Annotated in this window: 13 protein-coding genes; 8 read left to right on the top strand and 5 right to left on the bottom strand. The window is 74.5% G+C overall.

Translation table 11 applies throughout. From position 1 onward, the window contains the following. The first annotated feature begins 69 nt into the window (after positions 1–69). The 5 genes from V5D56_RS02270 to V5D56_RS02250 are packed head-to-tail and all read left to right on the top strand — an operon-like array spanning position 70 to position 6133. Positions 70–1128, top strand: a complete 1059-nt coding sequence (locus V5D56_RS02270; RefSeq protein WP_435737445.1) for a branched-chain amino acid ABC transporter permease — start codon at positions 70–72, stop codon at positions 1126–1128. Continuing rightward, entirely contained in the window at positions 1125–2498 is a 1374-nt protein-coding gene (locus V5D56_RS02265) for a branched-chain amino acid ABC transporter permease (protein ID WP_435737444.1), read from the top strand. The genes V5D56_RS02270 and V5D56_RS02265 overlap by 4 nt, the downstream gene beginning before the upstream one ends. Then, on the top strand, positions 2495–3544 hold the full coding sequence (locus V5D56_RS02260; protein ID WP_435737443.1) for an ABC transporter ATP-binding protein: 1050 nt from the start codon (positions 2495–2497) through the stop codon (positions 3542–3544). Before V5D56_RS02265 ends, V5D56_RS02260 begins: the two co-directional genes overlap by 4 nt. Continuing rightward, on the top strand, positions 3531–4250 hold the full coding sequence (locus tag V5D56_RS02255; RefSeq protein ID WP_435737442.1) for an ABC transporter ATP-binding protein: 720 nt from the start codon (positions 3531–3533) through the stop codon (positions 4248–4250). Before V5D56_RS02260 ends, V5D56_RS02255 begins: the two co-directional genes overlap by 14 nt. 38 nt (positions 4251–4288) lie before the next feature. Beyond that, positions 4289–6133 carry a PQQ-binding-like beta-propeller repeat protein gene (locus V5D56_RS02250; RefSeq protein ID WP_435737441.1) on the top strand — a complete coding sequence of 615 codons (1845 nt, stop codon included), beginning with the start codon at positions 4289–4291 and terminating at the stop codon, positions 6131–6133. Positions 6134–6171: 38 nt separating this feature from the next. On the opposite strand, the gene V5D56_RS02245 is transcribed toward V5D56_RS02250, so the two are convergent. The 3 genes from V5D56_RS02245 to V5D56_RS02235 form a co-directional block, all read right to left on the bottom strand. Then, entirely contained in the window at positions 6172–7218 is a 1047-nt protein-coding gene (locus V5D56_RS02245; protein ID WP_435737440.1) for a transglutaminase-like domain-containing protein, read from the bottom strand. Further along, positions 7215–8090: a MerR family transcriptional regulator gene (locus tag V5D56_RS02240; RefSeq protein WP_435737439.1), complete on the bottom strand. Its 876-nt coding sequence runs from the start codon at positions 8088–8090 to the stop codon at positions 7215–7217. The genes V5D56_RS02245 and V5D56_RS02240 overlap by 4 nt, the downstream gene beginning before the upstream one ends. 112 nt (positions 8091–8202) lie before the next feature. Further along, positions 8203–9174, bottom strand: a complete 972-nt coding sequence (locus V5D56_RS02235; protein WP_435737438.1) for a diguanylate cyclase domain-containing protein — start codon at positions 9172–9174, stop codon at positions 8203–8205. Positions 9175–9393: 219 nt separating this feature from the next. Here V5D56_RS02235 and V5D56_RS02230 point away from each other — a divergent pair, with 219 nt between their 5' ends. Next, complete coding sequence (locus V5D56_RS02230; protein ID WP_435737437.1) at positions 9394–11766, top strand: S9 family peptidase; 2373 nt, start codon at positions 9394–9396, stop codon at positions 11764–11766. Then, positions 11763–12674, top strand: coding sequence for a hypothetical protein (locus V5D56_RS02225; RefSeq protein WP_435737436.1), 912 nt, complete (start codon positions 11763–11765; stop codon positions 12672–12674). The genes V5D56_RS02230 and V5D56_RS02225 overlap by 4 nt, the downstream gene beginning before the upstream one ends. A gap of 35 nt (positions 12675–12709) precedes the next feature. Here V5D56_RS02225 and V5D56_RS02220 read toward each other — a convergent pair whose 3' ends face one another. Both V5D56_RS02220 and V5D56_RS02215 read right to left on the bottom strand, forming a co-directional pair. After that, positions 12710–13639, bottom strand: a complete 930-nt coding sequence (locus V5D56_RS02220; RefSeq protein ID WP_435737435.1) for a hypothetical protein — start codon at positions 13637–13639, stop codon at positions 12710–12712. 2 nt (positions 13640–13641) lie between these two features. Next, positions 13642–14691: an SPFH domain-containing protein gene (locus V5D56_RS02215; RefSeq protein ID WP_435737434.1), complete on the bottom strand. Its 1050-nt coding sequence runs from the start codon at positions 14689–14691 to the stop codon at positions 13642–13644. 91 nt (positions 14692–14782) lie between these two features. Between V5D56_RS02215 and V5D56_RS02210 the strand changes: the two genes are divergently transcribed. Further along, a complete protein-coding gene (locus V5D56_RS02210) occupies positions 14783–15586 on the top strand; it encodes an NUDIX hydrolase (RefSeq protein ID WP_435737433.1) in 804 nt (267 codons plus the stop codon). Positions 15587–15640: the final 54 nt, after the last annotated feature.

Here is a 15640-nt window from a genome sequence, read left to right as displayed (position 1 = left end):
GGGGGCCGGGCGGGGCGCCCGTCGCGGACCACGACCTCGTACGATCCGAGCCAGAATCCAAGGAGCGACATGCCCGCTCTTGCCGACGCGCTGCTCGCCAGCGCGACCGCCGGTCCCCTCGTCCACCAGTCGCTCATCGACTTCGACCTCGCCGCCCTCGGCCGCAACTTCTGGGGCCTCACCATCGAGGGCCTCACGTACGGCGCGATCTACGCGCTCGTCGCCGTCGGCTACACGCTCGTGTACGGCGTGCTGCGGCTCATCAACTTCGCCCACTCCGAGGTCTTCATGCTCGGGATGTTCGGGCAGTACGCGACCCTCCTGCTCCTCGGCTTCTACCCGAGCGGAGACGCGTACGACAAGGGCGTCGCCCTGACCGTCCTCTACCTCGGGATCGCGATGCTCGGCGGCATGCTCGTCGCGGGCGGCACGGCGGTGGGCCTCGAGCGGGTCGCCTACAGACCGCTGCGCAAGCGCGGTGCGCCCTCGCTGGTCTTCCTCATCACGGCCATCGGCATGTCGTTCATCCTCCAGGAGTTCGTGCACTTCGTGCTGCCGAAGCTCACGGGCGGCACGCTGGGCGGCGTCAACGCGGAGCAGCCGATCCGGCTCGTGCAGCCGGAGGTGCAGTTCACGATCGGCGGCGCTCCCGTCACGAACATCACGCTCGTGATCATCCTGTCGGCGCTGGTCCTCGCGCTGGCGACGGACATGTTCATCAACCGGACGAAGTTCGGGCGCGGCATCCGCGCCGTCGCGCAGGACCCGGTCACCGCGACCCTCATGGGCGTCTCGCGCGAGCGCGTCATCATGCTGACGTTCCTCATCGGCGGCATCCTCGCCGGTGCGGCGGCGCTGCTGTACACGCTGCGCGTCCCGAACGGGATCATCTACTCCGGTGGGTTCATCCTCGGCATCAAGGCGTTCTGCGCCGCGGTCCTGGGCGGCATCGGCAACCTGCGGGGCGCTCTGCTGGGCGGCCTGATCCTCGGCGTCATGGAGAACTACGGCCAGGTCGTGTTCGGCACCGAGTGGCGCGACGTCGTGGCCTTCGTGCTGCTGATCGTCGTCCTGATGTTCCGGCCGACGGGCATCCTCGGCGAGTCGTTGGGGAGGGCCCGCGCATGAGCACGTCGACACCAGCACCCCAGCCGGCCGGCGGCGCGCCGGTGCAGCTGCCGCCCGCCGGTCGCACGGCGACCAAGGACCGTCCGCACGGCGGCGTCGGGGACCGCTTCCGCCTGTGGTGGGACGCGCTCGCGCGACCGACCCAGTGGCTGGTCGGCGTCCCGTTCCTCCTGTTCATCGCGCTCGTGCCCGTCCTCAACATCCCCGTGCTCACGACCGTGGGCACGAACTTCGGCGGCGTCATGGCGCAGTTCGGCATGATCGCGCTCATCGCGATCGGGCTGAACGTCGTCGTGGGGCAGGCGGGTCTGCTCGACCTCGGGTACGTCGGCTTCTACGCGATCGGTGCCTACACGGTCGCGATCCTCACGAGCCCGGACAGCCCGTGGAACCAGACGGACGAGTGGCTCGCGACCGAGTGGGCGTGGCTCGCCGCACTCCCCATCGCGGTCGCGATCACCGCGATCTCCGGCCTGATCCTCGGCTCGCCGACCCTGCGCCTGCGAGGCGACTACCTCGCGATCGTGACGCTCGGCTTCGGCGAGATCGTGCGACTCCTCGCCGACAACCTCGACGAGCTCACCGGCGGCGGCCAGGGCCTGCGCGGCGTGGCCTACCCCCGGCTCGGCGTCACGGAGGACCTGCCCAACGGCGTCTTCTCCGCGGGCAACGCGAGCGGCACGCTCAACTCGGGCGTGTGGTGGTACTGGGTGAGCCTCGTCTTCATCGTCATCTCGCTGCTGTTCGTCGGGAACCTCGAGCGGTCGCGCGTCGGCCGGGCCTGGGTCGCGATCCGCGAGGACGAGGACGCGGCGGAGATCATGGGCGTCCCCACGTTCCGCTTCAAGCTGTGGGCGTTCATCATCGGCGCGTCGATCGGCGGCGTCGCGGGTGCGCTCTACGCGGGACAGGTCCAGTTCGTCATCCCGACGAACTTCAACGTCATCAACTCCGTGCTCTTCCTGTGCGCCGTCGTGCTCGGCGGGCAGGGCAACAAGCTCGGCGTCATCCTCGGTGCGTTCATCATCGTGTACCTGCCGAACTTCTTCCTCGGCCGGACCGAGCTCTTCGGCATCCCGATCAACGGCAACGAGATCGCGAGCTACCGGTACCTGTTCTTCGGCATCGCGCTCGTGGTGCTGATGATCTTCCGACCGCAGGGGCTGATCCCCGTCCGGCAGAAGCTCCTCGCCTACGGTCGTGAGCTCTACGTCGCGGCCCGTCGGCTCGCCCGCGCGGACACCGGCACCGGGTCCGACGGCGCAGCGCGCCCGGGTGCGCCGGCGCCGGCGACCGCGTCGGTCACCGGCGGCAGGGCGAGCGGCACGACGAGCGGCACCGGAACCACGAGCGGGGAGGAGACCCGATGAGCACCCACGACCCGGGCGGCATCGGGGCGGGCGGCGAGCACGGTGACGAGCACCTCGCCGCCTCCGGCCGCGCCGACTCCACCCGGCCCGACACGTACATGCCGGGTGCGGTCCTGGACGAGCCGGTCGTCGTCGGCGTCGAGGCCGTGCGCCCCGAGCTGGCCGACCCGGAGCTGGTCGACGCGATGGTCGCGCCGGACCGGGCCGTCCAGGCGAAGGTCGGCGAGCCGCTCCTGCGGATGGAGAACGTCACCGTCCAGTTCGGAGGTCTCGTCGCGCTCGACGACGTGACCTTCGACATCCGGCGCGGGGAGATCCTCGGCCTCATCGGCCCGAACGGCGCCGGCAAGACGACGGCGTTCAACGCGATGACGGGCGTGTACCGGCCCACCAAGGGCCAGGTCGTGTTCGACGGCGCACCCCTCGGCGCGCTCAAGCGGTACCAGATCACGCAGCGCGGCATCGCCCGGACGTTCCAGAACATCCGGCTGTTCAACGAGATGACGGCGCTGGAGAACGTCGTGGTCGGCACGGACGCGCGGCACCGCACGTCCGTGCCGGGCGCGCTGTTCCGGTTCCCGCGGCACCGCCGCGAGGAGCGCGACGCGATCGACCGCGGCATGGCGCTGCTCGAGTTCGTCGGGGTGGGCGGCCGGGCGACGGAGAAGGCGCGCAACCTCTCCTACGGCGACCAGCGCCGTCTGGAGATCGCCCGCGCGCTCGCGACGGAGCCCAAGCTGTTGTGCCTCGACGAGCCCGCGGCGGGCTTCAACCCGGCGGAGAAGGAGGCCCTCATGGACCTCATCCGCCACATCCGCGACGACGGCTACACGGTGCTGCTCATCGAGCACGACATGCGCCTCGTGCGCGGTGTCACGGACCGGATCGTCGTGCTCGAGTTCGGCCGTGTCATCGCGGACGGCACCCCCGACGAGGTGACGAGCGACCCGAAGGTCATCGCCGCCTACCTGGGGGTCCCGGACGAGGAGCTGGTCGGGGACGCCGCCACCACGGACGAAGGGGGCAGCGGCGATGCCACTGCTTGAGCTGCAGGACGTGACCGTCGCCTACGGGCGCATCGAGGCGGTCCGGGGGATCTCCATCACGGTGGAGGAGGGCGAGCTCGTCACCCTCATCGGCGCGAACGGTGCGGGGAAGACGACGACGATGCGCGCGATCTCGGGCATCCGTCCGGTCGCACGGGGACGGATCCTCTTCGACGGCAAGGACATCACGCGCATGAAGGCGCACCTGCGCGTGCTCGAGGGCATCGTGCAGGCGCCGGAGGGCCGTGGCATCTTCCCGGGCATGACGGTCATCGAGAACCTCGAGATGGGGGCGTACGCCCGCACGTTCGCGTCCAAGGCGGAGCACGACGAGACCGTCGACCGGGTGTTCGAGCTCTTCCCGCGCCTCGCGGAACGCAAGGACCAGGTGGGCGGCACGATGTCGGGCGGCGAGCAGCAGATGCTCGCCATCGGGCGTGCGCTCATGGCGCGTCCGCGGCTCCTGCTCCTGGACGAGCCGTCGATGGGCCTCGCGCCGATGATCATCCAGCAGATCTTCCGGATCGTCTCGGAGATCAACGCGCAGGGCACGACCGTGCTCCTCGTCGAGCAGAACGCGCAGCAGGCCCTCTCGCGGTCCGACCGCGCCTACGTCCTGGAGACGGGCGAGGTCGTGCGCACGGGCGGCGGCAGGGAGCTTCTCGCCGACTCGAGCATCAAGGAGGCGTACCTGGGCGTCGCGTGACGTCCGCGGGCGGCCCCGGGCGCGCCTACGATCGTCTCGTGCCCCTGCGACGCCGCGCGGCCGCTGCCGACCGCCACACGTTCGAGCTCGTCGACGACGGGTTCGACGACGATCTCGATCTCGACGATCCGTCGTCCGTCGGGTCGGCAGGTCGCGTCGGGTGGACGGGTCCCACCGGTCCCGCCCCGGCGTCCGACGACGTCGGCCCGGGCACGCTCGTCGACGGTCTCGACGGTCTCGACGGTCTCGGCGGTCACGGCGGCGCCGGCCCGGACGATGGTGGACAGGACGGCGACGGCGTCCCGGGCGACGTCGGGCCGGACGCCGCGGTGTCCAGGTCGCCGCGGCGCCGGCGTGCGGTCGCGACCGCTGCGGCGGCCGTCGTGCTCGTGCTCGGCGGGATGGCCGCGGTCGACGCGGTCACGCAGCGCGTGCAGACGGCCCGCCTGCGGGAGGCGCCCGGTGGGCTCGCGCCGATCGGCGACGCGCCGCGCGTCGCGTGGGAGCTCGACATCGAGCTCGCGGGCCAGCCGCTCGGCGTGATGCCGGGTGTGCTCGTGGTGAACGACGGGAACGACGTCGTCGGCTACGACCTCGACACGGGCGACGAGGCGTGGCGGACGACGTTCGACGTGCCGACGTACTGCGGCACGCTCGCCCAGTGGTACTCCGCGGTCGCCGCCGACGTCGAGGAGTCGTCGACGTGCGTGCCGAGCGTCGACGAGGCGGTCTCCGCGGCGCGCCCGGCTCAGGACTGGGACGCGGTGCCCGTCGCGGTGCTCGCCGCCGACGGCACGATCGACGCCGACCGAGAGCTCGGCCCGCCCTCGGAGCCGCTCGACGGCGTGGACCCCGAGGTCGTGGTGCGCTGGCTCCGACCGACCGCGGGCCCGGACGGCTCGCTGCTCTGGGTCGGCCGCGTCGGTCCGGAGGGCGAGCAGCAGGGCGAGAAGGTCCCCGTCGACGAGTCCACCGGGGTCGTCTCGATCTCCGGCGAGGCGCCCGACGTCGCCCTCGCGCTCCAGGACGTGGCGAGCGGCGACCTCCGGTGGAGCGCCGTCGTGCCCGCCAGGATGACCGACGACGCGTCGTACGCGTGCGCGCAGTGGGGTGGCTCGGAGGACGGTGGCGAGGTCGCGACCGTGGACCTCGACCAGGCGTGGGGCTTCGGGACCCACCGCGCGGTGCACGTGCAGGGCTGCGGCGTCGCCGCCTCGTTCACCGCCGACGGCGTGCGCTCCGACGACCCGGACGTCGTCGGGGACGTCACCCTCGCGCACGGCGACGGGTACCTGCGGGACCCGTCCGGCGGCTCGGTGATGTACGGCGGCTCGGGCCTGTACGACGAGTCGGGAGATCCCCTGCGGTCGGCGCTGCTCGACGCCGACGGTTCGGTCGTCTGGGAGGCGCCGGGCCTGCTCGTGCCGCCGCTCGCGACCGACGGCCGGTCGGAGCTGCGGTTCGTCAGGACTGGTCTGACGATGGCCGCGTTCGACGCGTCGGGCGCCGAGCTGTGGGAGCCGGACACCGCGGGGACGCCCGACCAGGTCCTCGTCGCGACGACCGACGCCGTCCTCGTGTCTGCGGCGGGCGAGCTCGCCGCGCTCGATCCCACCTCGGGACGGACCCGGTGGAGCATCGAGCCGTCGGCGCTCGGCGGGACGGGGTTCTCGTCCGGCTCGGTGATGCAGGCGTTCACCGACGGCCGCACCGCGCTCCTGGTCCTGAGCACGTCGGCGTCGGCGCCGTACCTCGCGGCGGTCGACCTCGCCGACGGCCGGGTGCTGTGGACCGAGGAGGGCGTGCGGGACGCGTGGTCGTACCTCAGCGTCGACGGCCGGCTCCTGTCCGTCGGCGAGGGCTCCGTCACCTTGCTGCACTGAGAGCACCTTGCTGCACTGAGAGCCTCGTCGAGGCGGGGTCAGCCGCGCAGGTGCAGGTCTGCCGTCCCGGTGCCCGGGGGGACGTGCCAGGTCGTCGTGCGGCGGGTGAGATCCGTCGACCCGAGGCGCCCCGTCGGGGACCAGGTGGTGACGACCGGGCCGGGGCGCACGCGCACGTCGTCGGCGGCCCACAGCGCCTCGAGCTCGCGCTCGGCCGCGAGGTCCCCGGCGTCGGCACGCACCACGAGCCGCGCGACGCGGTCGGCGAGCTCCGCGTCCCGGGGATCGACCGGGGAGCGGAAGAGCCGCGACGTGCCCCACGCGTCCCACAGGAGCAGCTCCGACCGCATCCGGTGGGCGAGGTCGCCGAGCACGTAGCGGTGCACGATCGCCGGCCCGCCGAGCTCCGGGAGGTTTGGCGCGACGCCGTAGGCCGCGAGGTCGGTGCGTCCCGCCCGGTAGGCGAGCCACGCCTCGGCGGCGGTCTCGAAGGGCGAGCCCTCGCCCGTAGGGAGGTCGTGCACGTCGAACGCGCGCGAGCCGGCGGGGAGCTCCGGGTCGAACCGGGCCCAGCGCCCGGGTGCCCGGGTACGCGCGCCGGACGCCGCGTCGTCGGGCACCACGTCACCGGGCACCACGTCACCGGGCATCGCGTCGTCGGGCACCAGATCGTGGGGCACCCAGCGCTCGGCGACCACGTGGTCGGTGCGGAAGCCCTCGTCGAAGTACCCGGCGAACCCGAGCCGCGTGCGCGCGGGCACGCCGTGCTCGCGCAGGATCGCGACCGCGAGCAGCGCGTGGTCGCGGCAGCAGCCCCCGACCTGCCGGGCGGGGTCGCGCGGCTCCGCGAGCGCGCGGCCGGGTGCGCGCCGCGACACGGCGTCGAGGATCGTCTCGACCCACCGGCCGTCGACGTCGGCGAGCTGCTCGGGTGTCGGGGGGTTCGCCCCGGCGCGGTAGTGCACGACGGCGGCGGTCACCGCCGCGTGGAGGCTCGCCGGGTCCGTGGGGACGGCGGCGAGGAGGGCGGCGTGCGGGCCCGGGTCGGAGAAGGCGCTGTGCGTGGCGTAGTCGTCGTGGCTCACGACGGCACGGTGCGGCCTGCCCCTGGGGCAGGGTCAACCGGCACGACGACCTCGGCGACGAGCGCGTCGTCGTCGTCCGACCACGGCACGGGATAGACCTCGCGCGTCGGCCCGGCCGCGCCCCCGCGGTCGCGGGCCGCCCCGAGGACCGCTTCGCTGTACGCGAGGATCCGCGGGTAGCGGCAGTCGACCGCCGGCACGGGGACGACCAGCTCGGTGCGCCCCGGCTCGACCCGCAGGGTGACGCGCTCCGACGGGTCGACGGTGCCGTCGTACGGGACGCAGGTCTCGATCCGGCCGGGCGCGGTCGGCCCCGGCGGCTCGTGGTAGACGACCCAGTGCTCCGTGCCCCACGTGGCGCCCTGCGCCGCGAGATGGGCTCGGACGCCGAGCACGTCCGCGGTGAACCGCGGGACCAGCCCGTCCTGGTCGACGACCGCGGTGACGGTCGCGACCTTGCGCGCGGGGGAGCGGCGCTCGCGCACGGGCCCCGGTCGTCGTCGCGGTGCGGGGTCCGGCAGCGCGCCGATGCGCAGCGCGGCGGCGTGGAGCGTGTCACGGCGTGCCGCGAGCTCGGCCTGGCGCGCGGACCACCACGCGAGGAGGACGTCCCGCGCGCGGTCCGGGCCGGCGTCGAGCACGTCCCGGATCGTGGCGAGCGGCATGTCGAGGCGGCGCAGCAGCGCGATCGTGCGGCCCCGCGTGACCTGCTCGGCGGCGTACGCGCGATAGCCGGTGCGGGGGTCGACGCGCGCGGGGACGAGCAGCCCGTTCGCGTCGTAGAGACGCAGGGCCTTCGGGGACAGGCCCGACGCGCGGGCCATGGCCCCGCTCGTCAGCTCGCCCGCCGCGGGGTCGGGGTCCGTGCGCACGGCTCGAGCGTACGGCGACGGCGCGGCGCGAGATCGGCAGCGCGGCGCGAGACCGGCTCGTCAGAGGACCGATCTCGTGCCGGACGACCGATCTCGCGCTGGACGACCGATCTCAGGCAGTAGCGGGCGTGTACGGCAGGGCGGTCCGGACGAGCGCGAGGCGGTGCTCGGCCTCGCGGACCAGCTCGTCCGGGTCCGCCGCGCCGGCGACGGACCACACGGCGGCGGCGTCGACCGTCGGCCAGGCGGCCGCCGGGACGGCCCCCGACGGTCCGACGAGGCGCCCGAGCACGTCCTGCCGCAGCGCCTCGACCGACGCCGCCGCCTGGATGTCGTCCATGGCGGGCAGGGTGGCGAGGACGGCGAACCGGTCGCCGTCGACCCGGCCGGCCTCGCACCCGCCGGGCACCGCCGCGGCGAGCCGGGCCGCGAGCTCGACGAGCACGGCGTCGCCCGCCTCCAGGCCGAACCGGGCGTTGATCGTCGCCATGCCGTGCACGTCGAGGAGCAGGAGCACGACGCGCGTCCCGCCGCGCGCGACGAGGCGGCAGCGCCGCGTGAGCGAGTGCCAGGTCGTGTTGCGCGTGGACAGGCCCGTCAGCGCGTCGTGCGTCGACCGCTCGGCGAGCGTCCCGACGAGGGACCGCATGAGGTCGGCCGTGCTCGCGCTGCGCCAGGTCGACCCGGCGACGAGGACGTCGTCGTACCGGCGCTCGCCGGGCCGCTCCATGGCGAGGGTCGCGACCTCGGAGACCGACGCGTCGGGGTGCACGGCGAGCGGCGACCAGTCGGTGATGCTCTCGGTCGGTCGACGCTCGAGCACCGCGCGGCCGTACCCGAGGCGACCGGTGAGCGCCGCGGTGATCCCGGCACGGGTCACGATGCCGAACCGCTCCCCGCCCGTGTCCTCCTGCACGACGACGCACGCGACGTCGGCGGGGCGGAAGATCACCTCGAGCTGCCCCACGGGCATCGACGAGCCGACCGTGAGCACGGGGCGCGCGAGCTCGGCGACGACCCCGACCCGGTGCGCGCGCGGGCGGACGGCGACGTGCTGGGCCAGCTCGGCGAGGGTGTCGTGCACACCCGAAGTGTCGCGGCGTCGCAACCCGGGGAGAAGGGGATCGCAGGACTGTTCGGGCACTGTTCAGCGCGGGGACACCGACCGTTCGGCGGGCCGTCGCCCAGCGGTCCACGGGGCGGTCTCCTGGTCGCCTCCCGGTCGTCGCCCGGCGGCCCGGCGGTGCGTCGGCGGGAGCCGCGCCGGGTCCTCGGGACCGGCGCCGACCACTACCCTGGCCAGATGCCCGACGACGTCATCGCGCCCTCGTCCACCCCCGCCGCCCGCACCGGCGCGGCCCCTGCCGGGCCTCCGGCCGCAGCACCCGTCGCGCCCCGCCGCCCGACGTCGCGCACGCACCACGGCGAGACCGTCACCGACGACTACGAGTGGCTGCGCGACAAGGAGTCGCCGGAGGTCGTCGCGCACCTCGAGGCCGAGAACGCGTGGACCGAGCGCGAGCTCGCCCACCTCGCGCCGCTGCGCCGGCGGATCTTCGACGAGATCAAGGGCCGCACGCTCGAGACCGACCTGTCCGTCCCGGTGCGCCAGGGCGACCACTGGTACTACGCCCGCACGGTCGAGGGGCACCAGTACCCCGTCCACGCGCGCGCCCCGATCGCCGCGGGGGAGAGGGACGACGCCGACGCGCCCGGCACGGCGTGGGTCCCGCCCGTCCTGGAGCCCGGTGTCCCCGTCCCGGGCGAGCAGGTGCTGCTCGACGACAATGTCGAGGCCGACGGGCACGACTTCTTCTCGCTCGGCTCGTTCGACGTGTCCGTCGACGGCCGCCTCCTGGCGTACGCGGTCGACGTCGTGGGCGACGAGCGCTACACGCTGCGGGTCCGGGACCTGACGACGGGGGAGGACCTGGCCGACGTCGTGCCGGGGACGTTCCCGGGCGCCGTCTTCTCCCCGGACGGCCGGTACGTGTTCTACCCGACCGTCGACGACGCGTGGCGGCCGTGGCGCGTGTGGCGGCACGAGGTCGGTACCCCGGCCACGGACGACGTCGTGGTCCTCGAGGAGCCGGACGAGCGGTACTGGGTGGGCGTGGGGGTGTCGCGCTCGCAGCGGTTCGTGCAGATCGACGTCGGCTCCAAGATCACGTCCGAGACGTGGCTGATCGACGCCACCGACCCGGCGGGCGAGGCGCGCGTCGTGTGGCCGCGGCGCGAGGGCGTCGAGTACACGGTCGAGCACGCCGTCGTGCCGAGCACGTGGTTGGCGACCCTCGACCACGGGATCGGCGACCGGATCTCGCCGGAACCGGTGGACGACCCCGTGCTCGGCGCGCAGACGACCGACGTGCTGCTCGTCCTGCACAACGACGGCGCGGAGAACTTCGAGCTCGCCGTCGTGGACGTCCCCGGCGCCACCACCGAGTCAGAGGCCACCGAGGCAGAGGCGGCTGAGACGGCGGCGATCGGTCCCGCGGGGGCGCGCGTCGTCGTGCCGCACGACCCGGCGACGCGGCTCGAGGGCGTCGACGCGTTCGCCGGGCACCTCGTGCTGTCCTACCGCCGCGACGCGCTCTCTCGCGTCGGCGTGATCGACCTCGCGGCGCCGGGCGAGCCGTGGCAGGTGCACGAGGTGGAGCTCGACGAGCCGCTGTTCACCGCGGGGCTCGGGCCGAACCCCGAGTGGGACCAGCCGACGGTCCGTCTCTCCTCCACGAGCTTCGTCACGCCCGCGACGGTCTACGACCTGCGCGTCGGGACGAACGAGCTCACGGTCCTCAAGCGGCAGCCCGTGCTGGGCGGCTACGACCCCGCGGACTACGTGCAGCGCCGCGAGTGGGCGACCGCGGAGGACGGGACGCAGGTGCCGATCTCGCTCGTGTGGCGTCGCGACGCGCTCGGCCTGGACGCGACGGGGACGGGTGCGGAGCCCGCGCCGCTGCTGCTGTACGGCTACGGGTCGTACGAGATCAGCATCGACCCGGCGTTCTCGGTCTCCCGGCTGTCGGTGCTCGACCGGGGCGTCGTCTTCGCCGTCGCGCACGTGCGCGGCGGGGGCGAGCTGGGCCGCACCTGGTACGACGACGGCAAGATGCTCGCCAAGACGAACACGTTCACGGACTTCGTCGCCGTGGCCCGTCACCTCGTCGAGACGGGCTGGACGAGCCCGCAGCGGATGGTCGCGCAGGGGGGCTCGGCGGGCGGTCTCCTCATGGGGGCCGTGACGAACCTCGCGCCCGAGCTGTTCGCCGGCGTCCTCGCGCAGGTGCCGTTCGTCGACGCGCTGACCTCGATCCTCGACCCGTCGCTCCCGCTGACCGTGGTCGAGTGGGACGAGTGGGGCGACCCGCTGCACGACCCCGACGTCTACCGCTACATGCGTTCGTACACGCCGTACGAGAACGTGCCCGACGACGCGTCGCACTTCCCGCGGATCCTCGCCGTCACGAGCCTCAACGACACGCGCGTGCTGTACGTCGAGCCCGCGAAGTGGGTCGCGCGGCTGCGCGCGGCCGGTGCCCCGGCGCTGCTGCGCATCGAGATGAACGCCGGCCACGGCGGGGTGTCCGGCCGGTACGACTCGTGGCGAGAGGTCGCGTACGAGGACGCGTGGGTCCTCGACGTGCTCGGCCGGGCGGGCGGGGGCGACGAGTGACCGACGCGCGCCCGTTGGGCGCCGCACGGCTCGTGCTGCGCCCGCTCGGCTACCTGACGATCGGCCTCGTCTGGACGACGATCGCGCTCGTGCCGCTCGCGCTCTACCTGAGCCCGGTCGTGGTCGCGGTGTTCGCCCCGGTGCAGCCGCTCGCCGAGATGCTCCGGCAGGACCCCGACCCCGTGATCGGGACGCTCATCGTGTCCCCCGTCGCGATGGTGCTCGCCGGACCCGTCTTCTGGTACGTGTCGTGCGCGACGTGGCCGCTCGCCGCGCTCTCCTTCGTGTACGCGGGACGGTCGCTGCGGCCGTCGTTCCGCGCCGAGCCGCTGTCGTTCACGGACTACGCCGCGCCGGGCACGACGCTCGGTCCGCCCACGTCCGGGAGCGTCGCGCTGTCGCTGCAGCCCGTGCGGGCGTCACGGCTCACGACCACGCTCATGCGGTTCTACGCCTGCGGGTGGCAGCCGCTGTTCCGGGAGTTCGGCCCGGCGTTCCCGGCCGGCGTCGGCTGGGCCCTGCTGAGCGTCGTGATCATCCCGCTCCTGCCCACCGCGCCGCGTGCCGTGCTCGCGGTCGTGGCGCTCGCGCTCTACGCGTGGTCGGTGGTGCTGCTGCGGCGCCGGTGGGTCTGGCGGTTCCACCGCGAACGGGCCCGTGCGGGGCGCCGCGAGCGCGAGGTCGTCGACGGCGAGTCGGGGGCGGTCCTCCGCGACGGCCCGCGCGTCGTGCGGTCGAGCCCGCAGTCCGCGGCGCACCGCGAGCAGGTCGAGGCGGAGCGGGCGGCGGCACGGCAGGAGACCGAGCCGCTCACCGCGCTGACCAGCGACGCGATCGGCGAGCGGCGCGAGCGCGCGCTGCGGGCTCGCGAGCGGCGGCTGCGCGAGGAGGACGCCCAGCAGGGATGAGGCGGGGGCCTCGGGCCCAGGGGTGCGGCACGTGGTCAGGGCCGGACGAGGCGGAGCGGCTCGGCGGCGGGTCGGACGGTGACGGTCTGGCCCCACGAGGCGACGAGGCGGTCGTCCTCCACGCCGTCGCCGAACACGACGAGGCGGTCGGACGCGACGGTGAGCGCGACGTCGGCGCCGTCGTCGACGTAGCCCTCGGTGAGGCTCGCGCCCGTCGCGGGCGACGGCCACGCCTCGCGCACGAACCAGCCCAGCCGCTGCTCGGTGCGCCCCGGGGCGGGGCGACCGCCGCGGTCGTGCGCGAGCGACGCCCACCAGCCGGTCGCACCGGTCCCCGTCGCGACGAGCACGCCCGACGACGACTGCCGCTCCTCGCCCGCCGCGCACCGCAGGGTGTAGCGCGCGCTCTGGTGGCTCGGGTGCCCGACGAACACCTCGTTCAGGGCGGTGAGGTGCTGACCGTCGTCGAGGTCCGCGCGGACCATGGTGAGCGCGTCGACCGGGAGCACCGCCGCCGGGTCGGGCGCTCCGGCCACCGCGCCCCCGCGCTCGTCGGGCCCGAGGCCGCGCAGCAGCGCGGTCGCCGCCGCGACGGTGTGCCGCACGAGGACCCCGGCGTTGACGCCCGGCTCGGGGTCGACGCCGAGCACCGGCTGGCCGTGCAGGTACTTCGCGACGTTCGCGACGAGGCCGTCCTGCCCGACGACCACCACCACGTCCTCGGGCGCGACGAGGAACCGCGACAGGTCGGCGCGCTCGACGTCCGCGCGCGCCCACCCGGCCGGCAGGGCGGTCACGACGGCGTCGCGCGCCGCCGTGAGCGCGTCGTGCCGCGCCTGGACCTCGCCGAGGGACCGGCCGCGCGAGCGGAGGAAGAACTCCGCCTGGCCGCGCGTGCCGTGCCGGTCGAGGAGGTCGTCGAGCTCGGTGCGCCGGTGCACGACGACGGCGCGTCGCCGCAGCATCGTCAGGCCGCCTTCCCGGCGGTCCCTGCCCCTGCCTGCGAGCCGTCGTCGGGCCCGAGCCCGCGGACGAGGGTCGACAGGACGCCCGTGAGCAGGTCGGGCGTGATGGTGAGGCTCTGGACGGCGGGGAGCGAGCCGGCCGCCTCGCGGACCGCGAGCGCCAGGAGCGTGCCCTGCCCGGCGGTCGCGTAGACGTCCATCCGGGCCTGCTCCGCGGCGGCCTCGGCCGCACCGACGACCCGGACCTGCTCGGCCCGCGCCTCCGTCGTGAGCCGCGCGCGCTCGGCCGTCCCGCGTGCGTCGACGAGCGCGGCGGCCGCCTTCTCCTCGGCCTCGCGCCGGGCGTTCGCGCCCTCCTGGGCGACGAGGCGCTCGCGGCGGGTCGCGAGCTCGATCGTGCTCGCGAGCTCGTTCTCCGCGATGGCGCGCTCGCGCTCGACGGCGAGCGCCCGCCGCTCGTACGTCGCGCGGTCGGCCTCGGCCTGGACGTGCTCGCGGGCCGGCGTCTGGAGCGCGCGCTCGACGTCCTTCTCGGGCCGGACCGCGAGGACCTGGACCCCGACCACGACGATGCCCGTCGCGGTGAGGCGGGCGTCGGTGGTCAGGGCCTCGGTCAGCACGTCGCGCACGCGCGCCACGCCGGTGGTGAGCGCGTCGGCGAGCGGCATCGCGGCGAGCGTGTCGGCGGCCCGGCTCTGCGCGAGGCGACCGACGATGCTCGTCACCTGGTCGCGACCCGCCGTGCTCGTCTCGCCGGTGCGCGGGTCGACGGCGAAGTCGAGCCGCTGCGACACGGTGACCGGCTCGACGAACCGGTAGGTGACGCCGGCCTGCACGGTGACGTCCTGGTGGTCGGCCGTCACGGCGTGGAAGAAGACGGGAAGCTCCTGGTCGTCGACGGGGATCTCCGAGAGCACCGAGGTGGTGGGGCGGAACCAGAACGCCTGCCCGACGCCCTCGTGCACGACGCGACCGAGCCGCAGGTGCACGACGTGCCCGGTAGGGCTGCCGAGGAAGTGCCGGGTCCAGGGGTAGCTGCGGATCGTGGCCATCAGTCTCTCCGTCCGTTGTTATCGTCATAGTGACGATAAGCGCGGTCGACCGTTCTCGTCAACCTGACGCGAAGTATGCGAGCATGGACCGGTGACGACGCGCCCTGCCCTCGTGCCGCCCACCGCCGCGCTGCTCCCGGTGACGGTCGACGTCGTCGCGCTCACGGTCCGCGACGGTGCCCTCCACGTGCTCCTCGTCGAGCGCGGCGTCGAGCCGTTCCGGGGTGCGCTCGCCCTGCCCGGCGGGTTCGTCCTCCCGGGAGAACGCCTCGCGCAGGCCGCGCGCCGCGAGCTCGAGGAGGAGACGGGCGTCCGCCCGCCCGGTCACCTCGAGCAGCTGCGCACCTACGGCCCGCTCGACCGCGACCCGCGGGGGCCGGTGGTATCCGTCGCGTACCTGCTGCTCGCGCCCGAGTTCGGCGTCGTGCACGCCGGGTCCGACGCCGGGGGAGCGGCCTGGCACGCCGTCGAACCTCTCCTGGCGGCACCGGGCGCGGACCTCGCCTTCGACCACGCGCGGATCCTCGCCGACGGTGTCGAGCGTGCCCGCGCCAAGCTCGAGTACTCCGCGCTCGCGACGGCGTTCTGCCCGCCCGAGTTCACGGTCGCGGACCTGCGTCGCGTCTACGAGGCCGTGTGGGGCGTGCGCCTCGACCCGCGCAACTTCTCGCGCAAGGCGACGAGCACCGCGGGGTTCCTCGAGGACACGGGCCGGACGACGTCGGGCGGCACCGGCCGGCCGGCCGCGCTGTATCGCGCCGCGAGCCGGCCGCCGAGCCCGGGTCCACGGGGCGCCGAGCGGCCCGCGACCCCGGGTTCGGCGGCCGAGCCGGACGACGCGCCCGCGAGCGTGCCCGCCGTCCTCGACCCCCCGCTGATGCGGCCTCGACCCTGACCACCCGCCGTGCCGAACCCCGGGTTACCGGTCGATCAGCCACCTGATCGGCCC

It is taken from the genome of Cellulosimicrobium sp. PMB13 (assembly GCF_051294865.1).
Lineage (GTDB): Bacteria > Actinomycetota > Actinomycetes > Actinomycetales > Cellulomonadaceae > Cellulosimicrobium.
The sequence above is the reverse complement of the archived record's forward strand: the minus strand, read 5'-3'. Positions and strand labels throughout refer to the sequence as shown.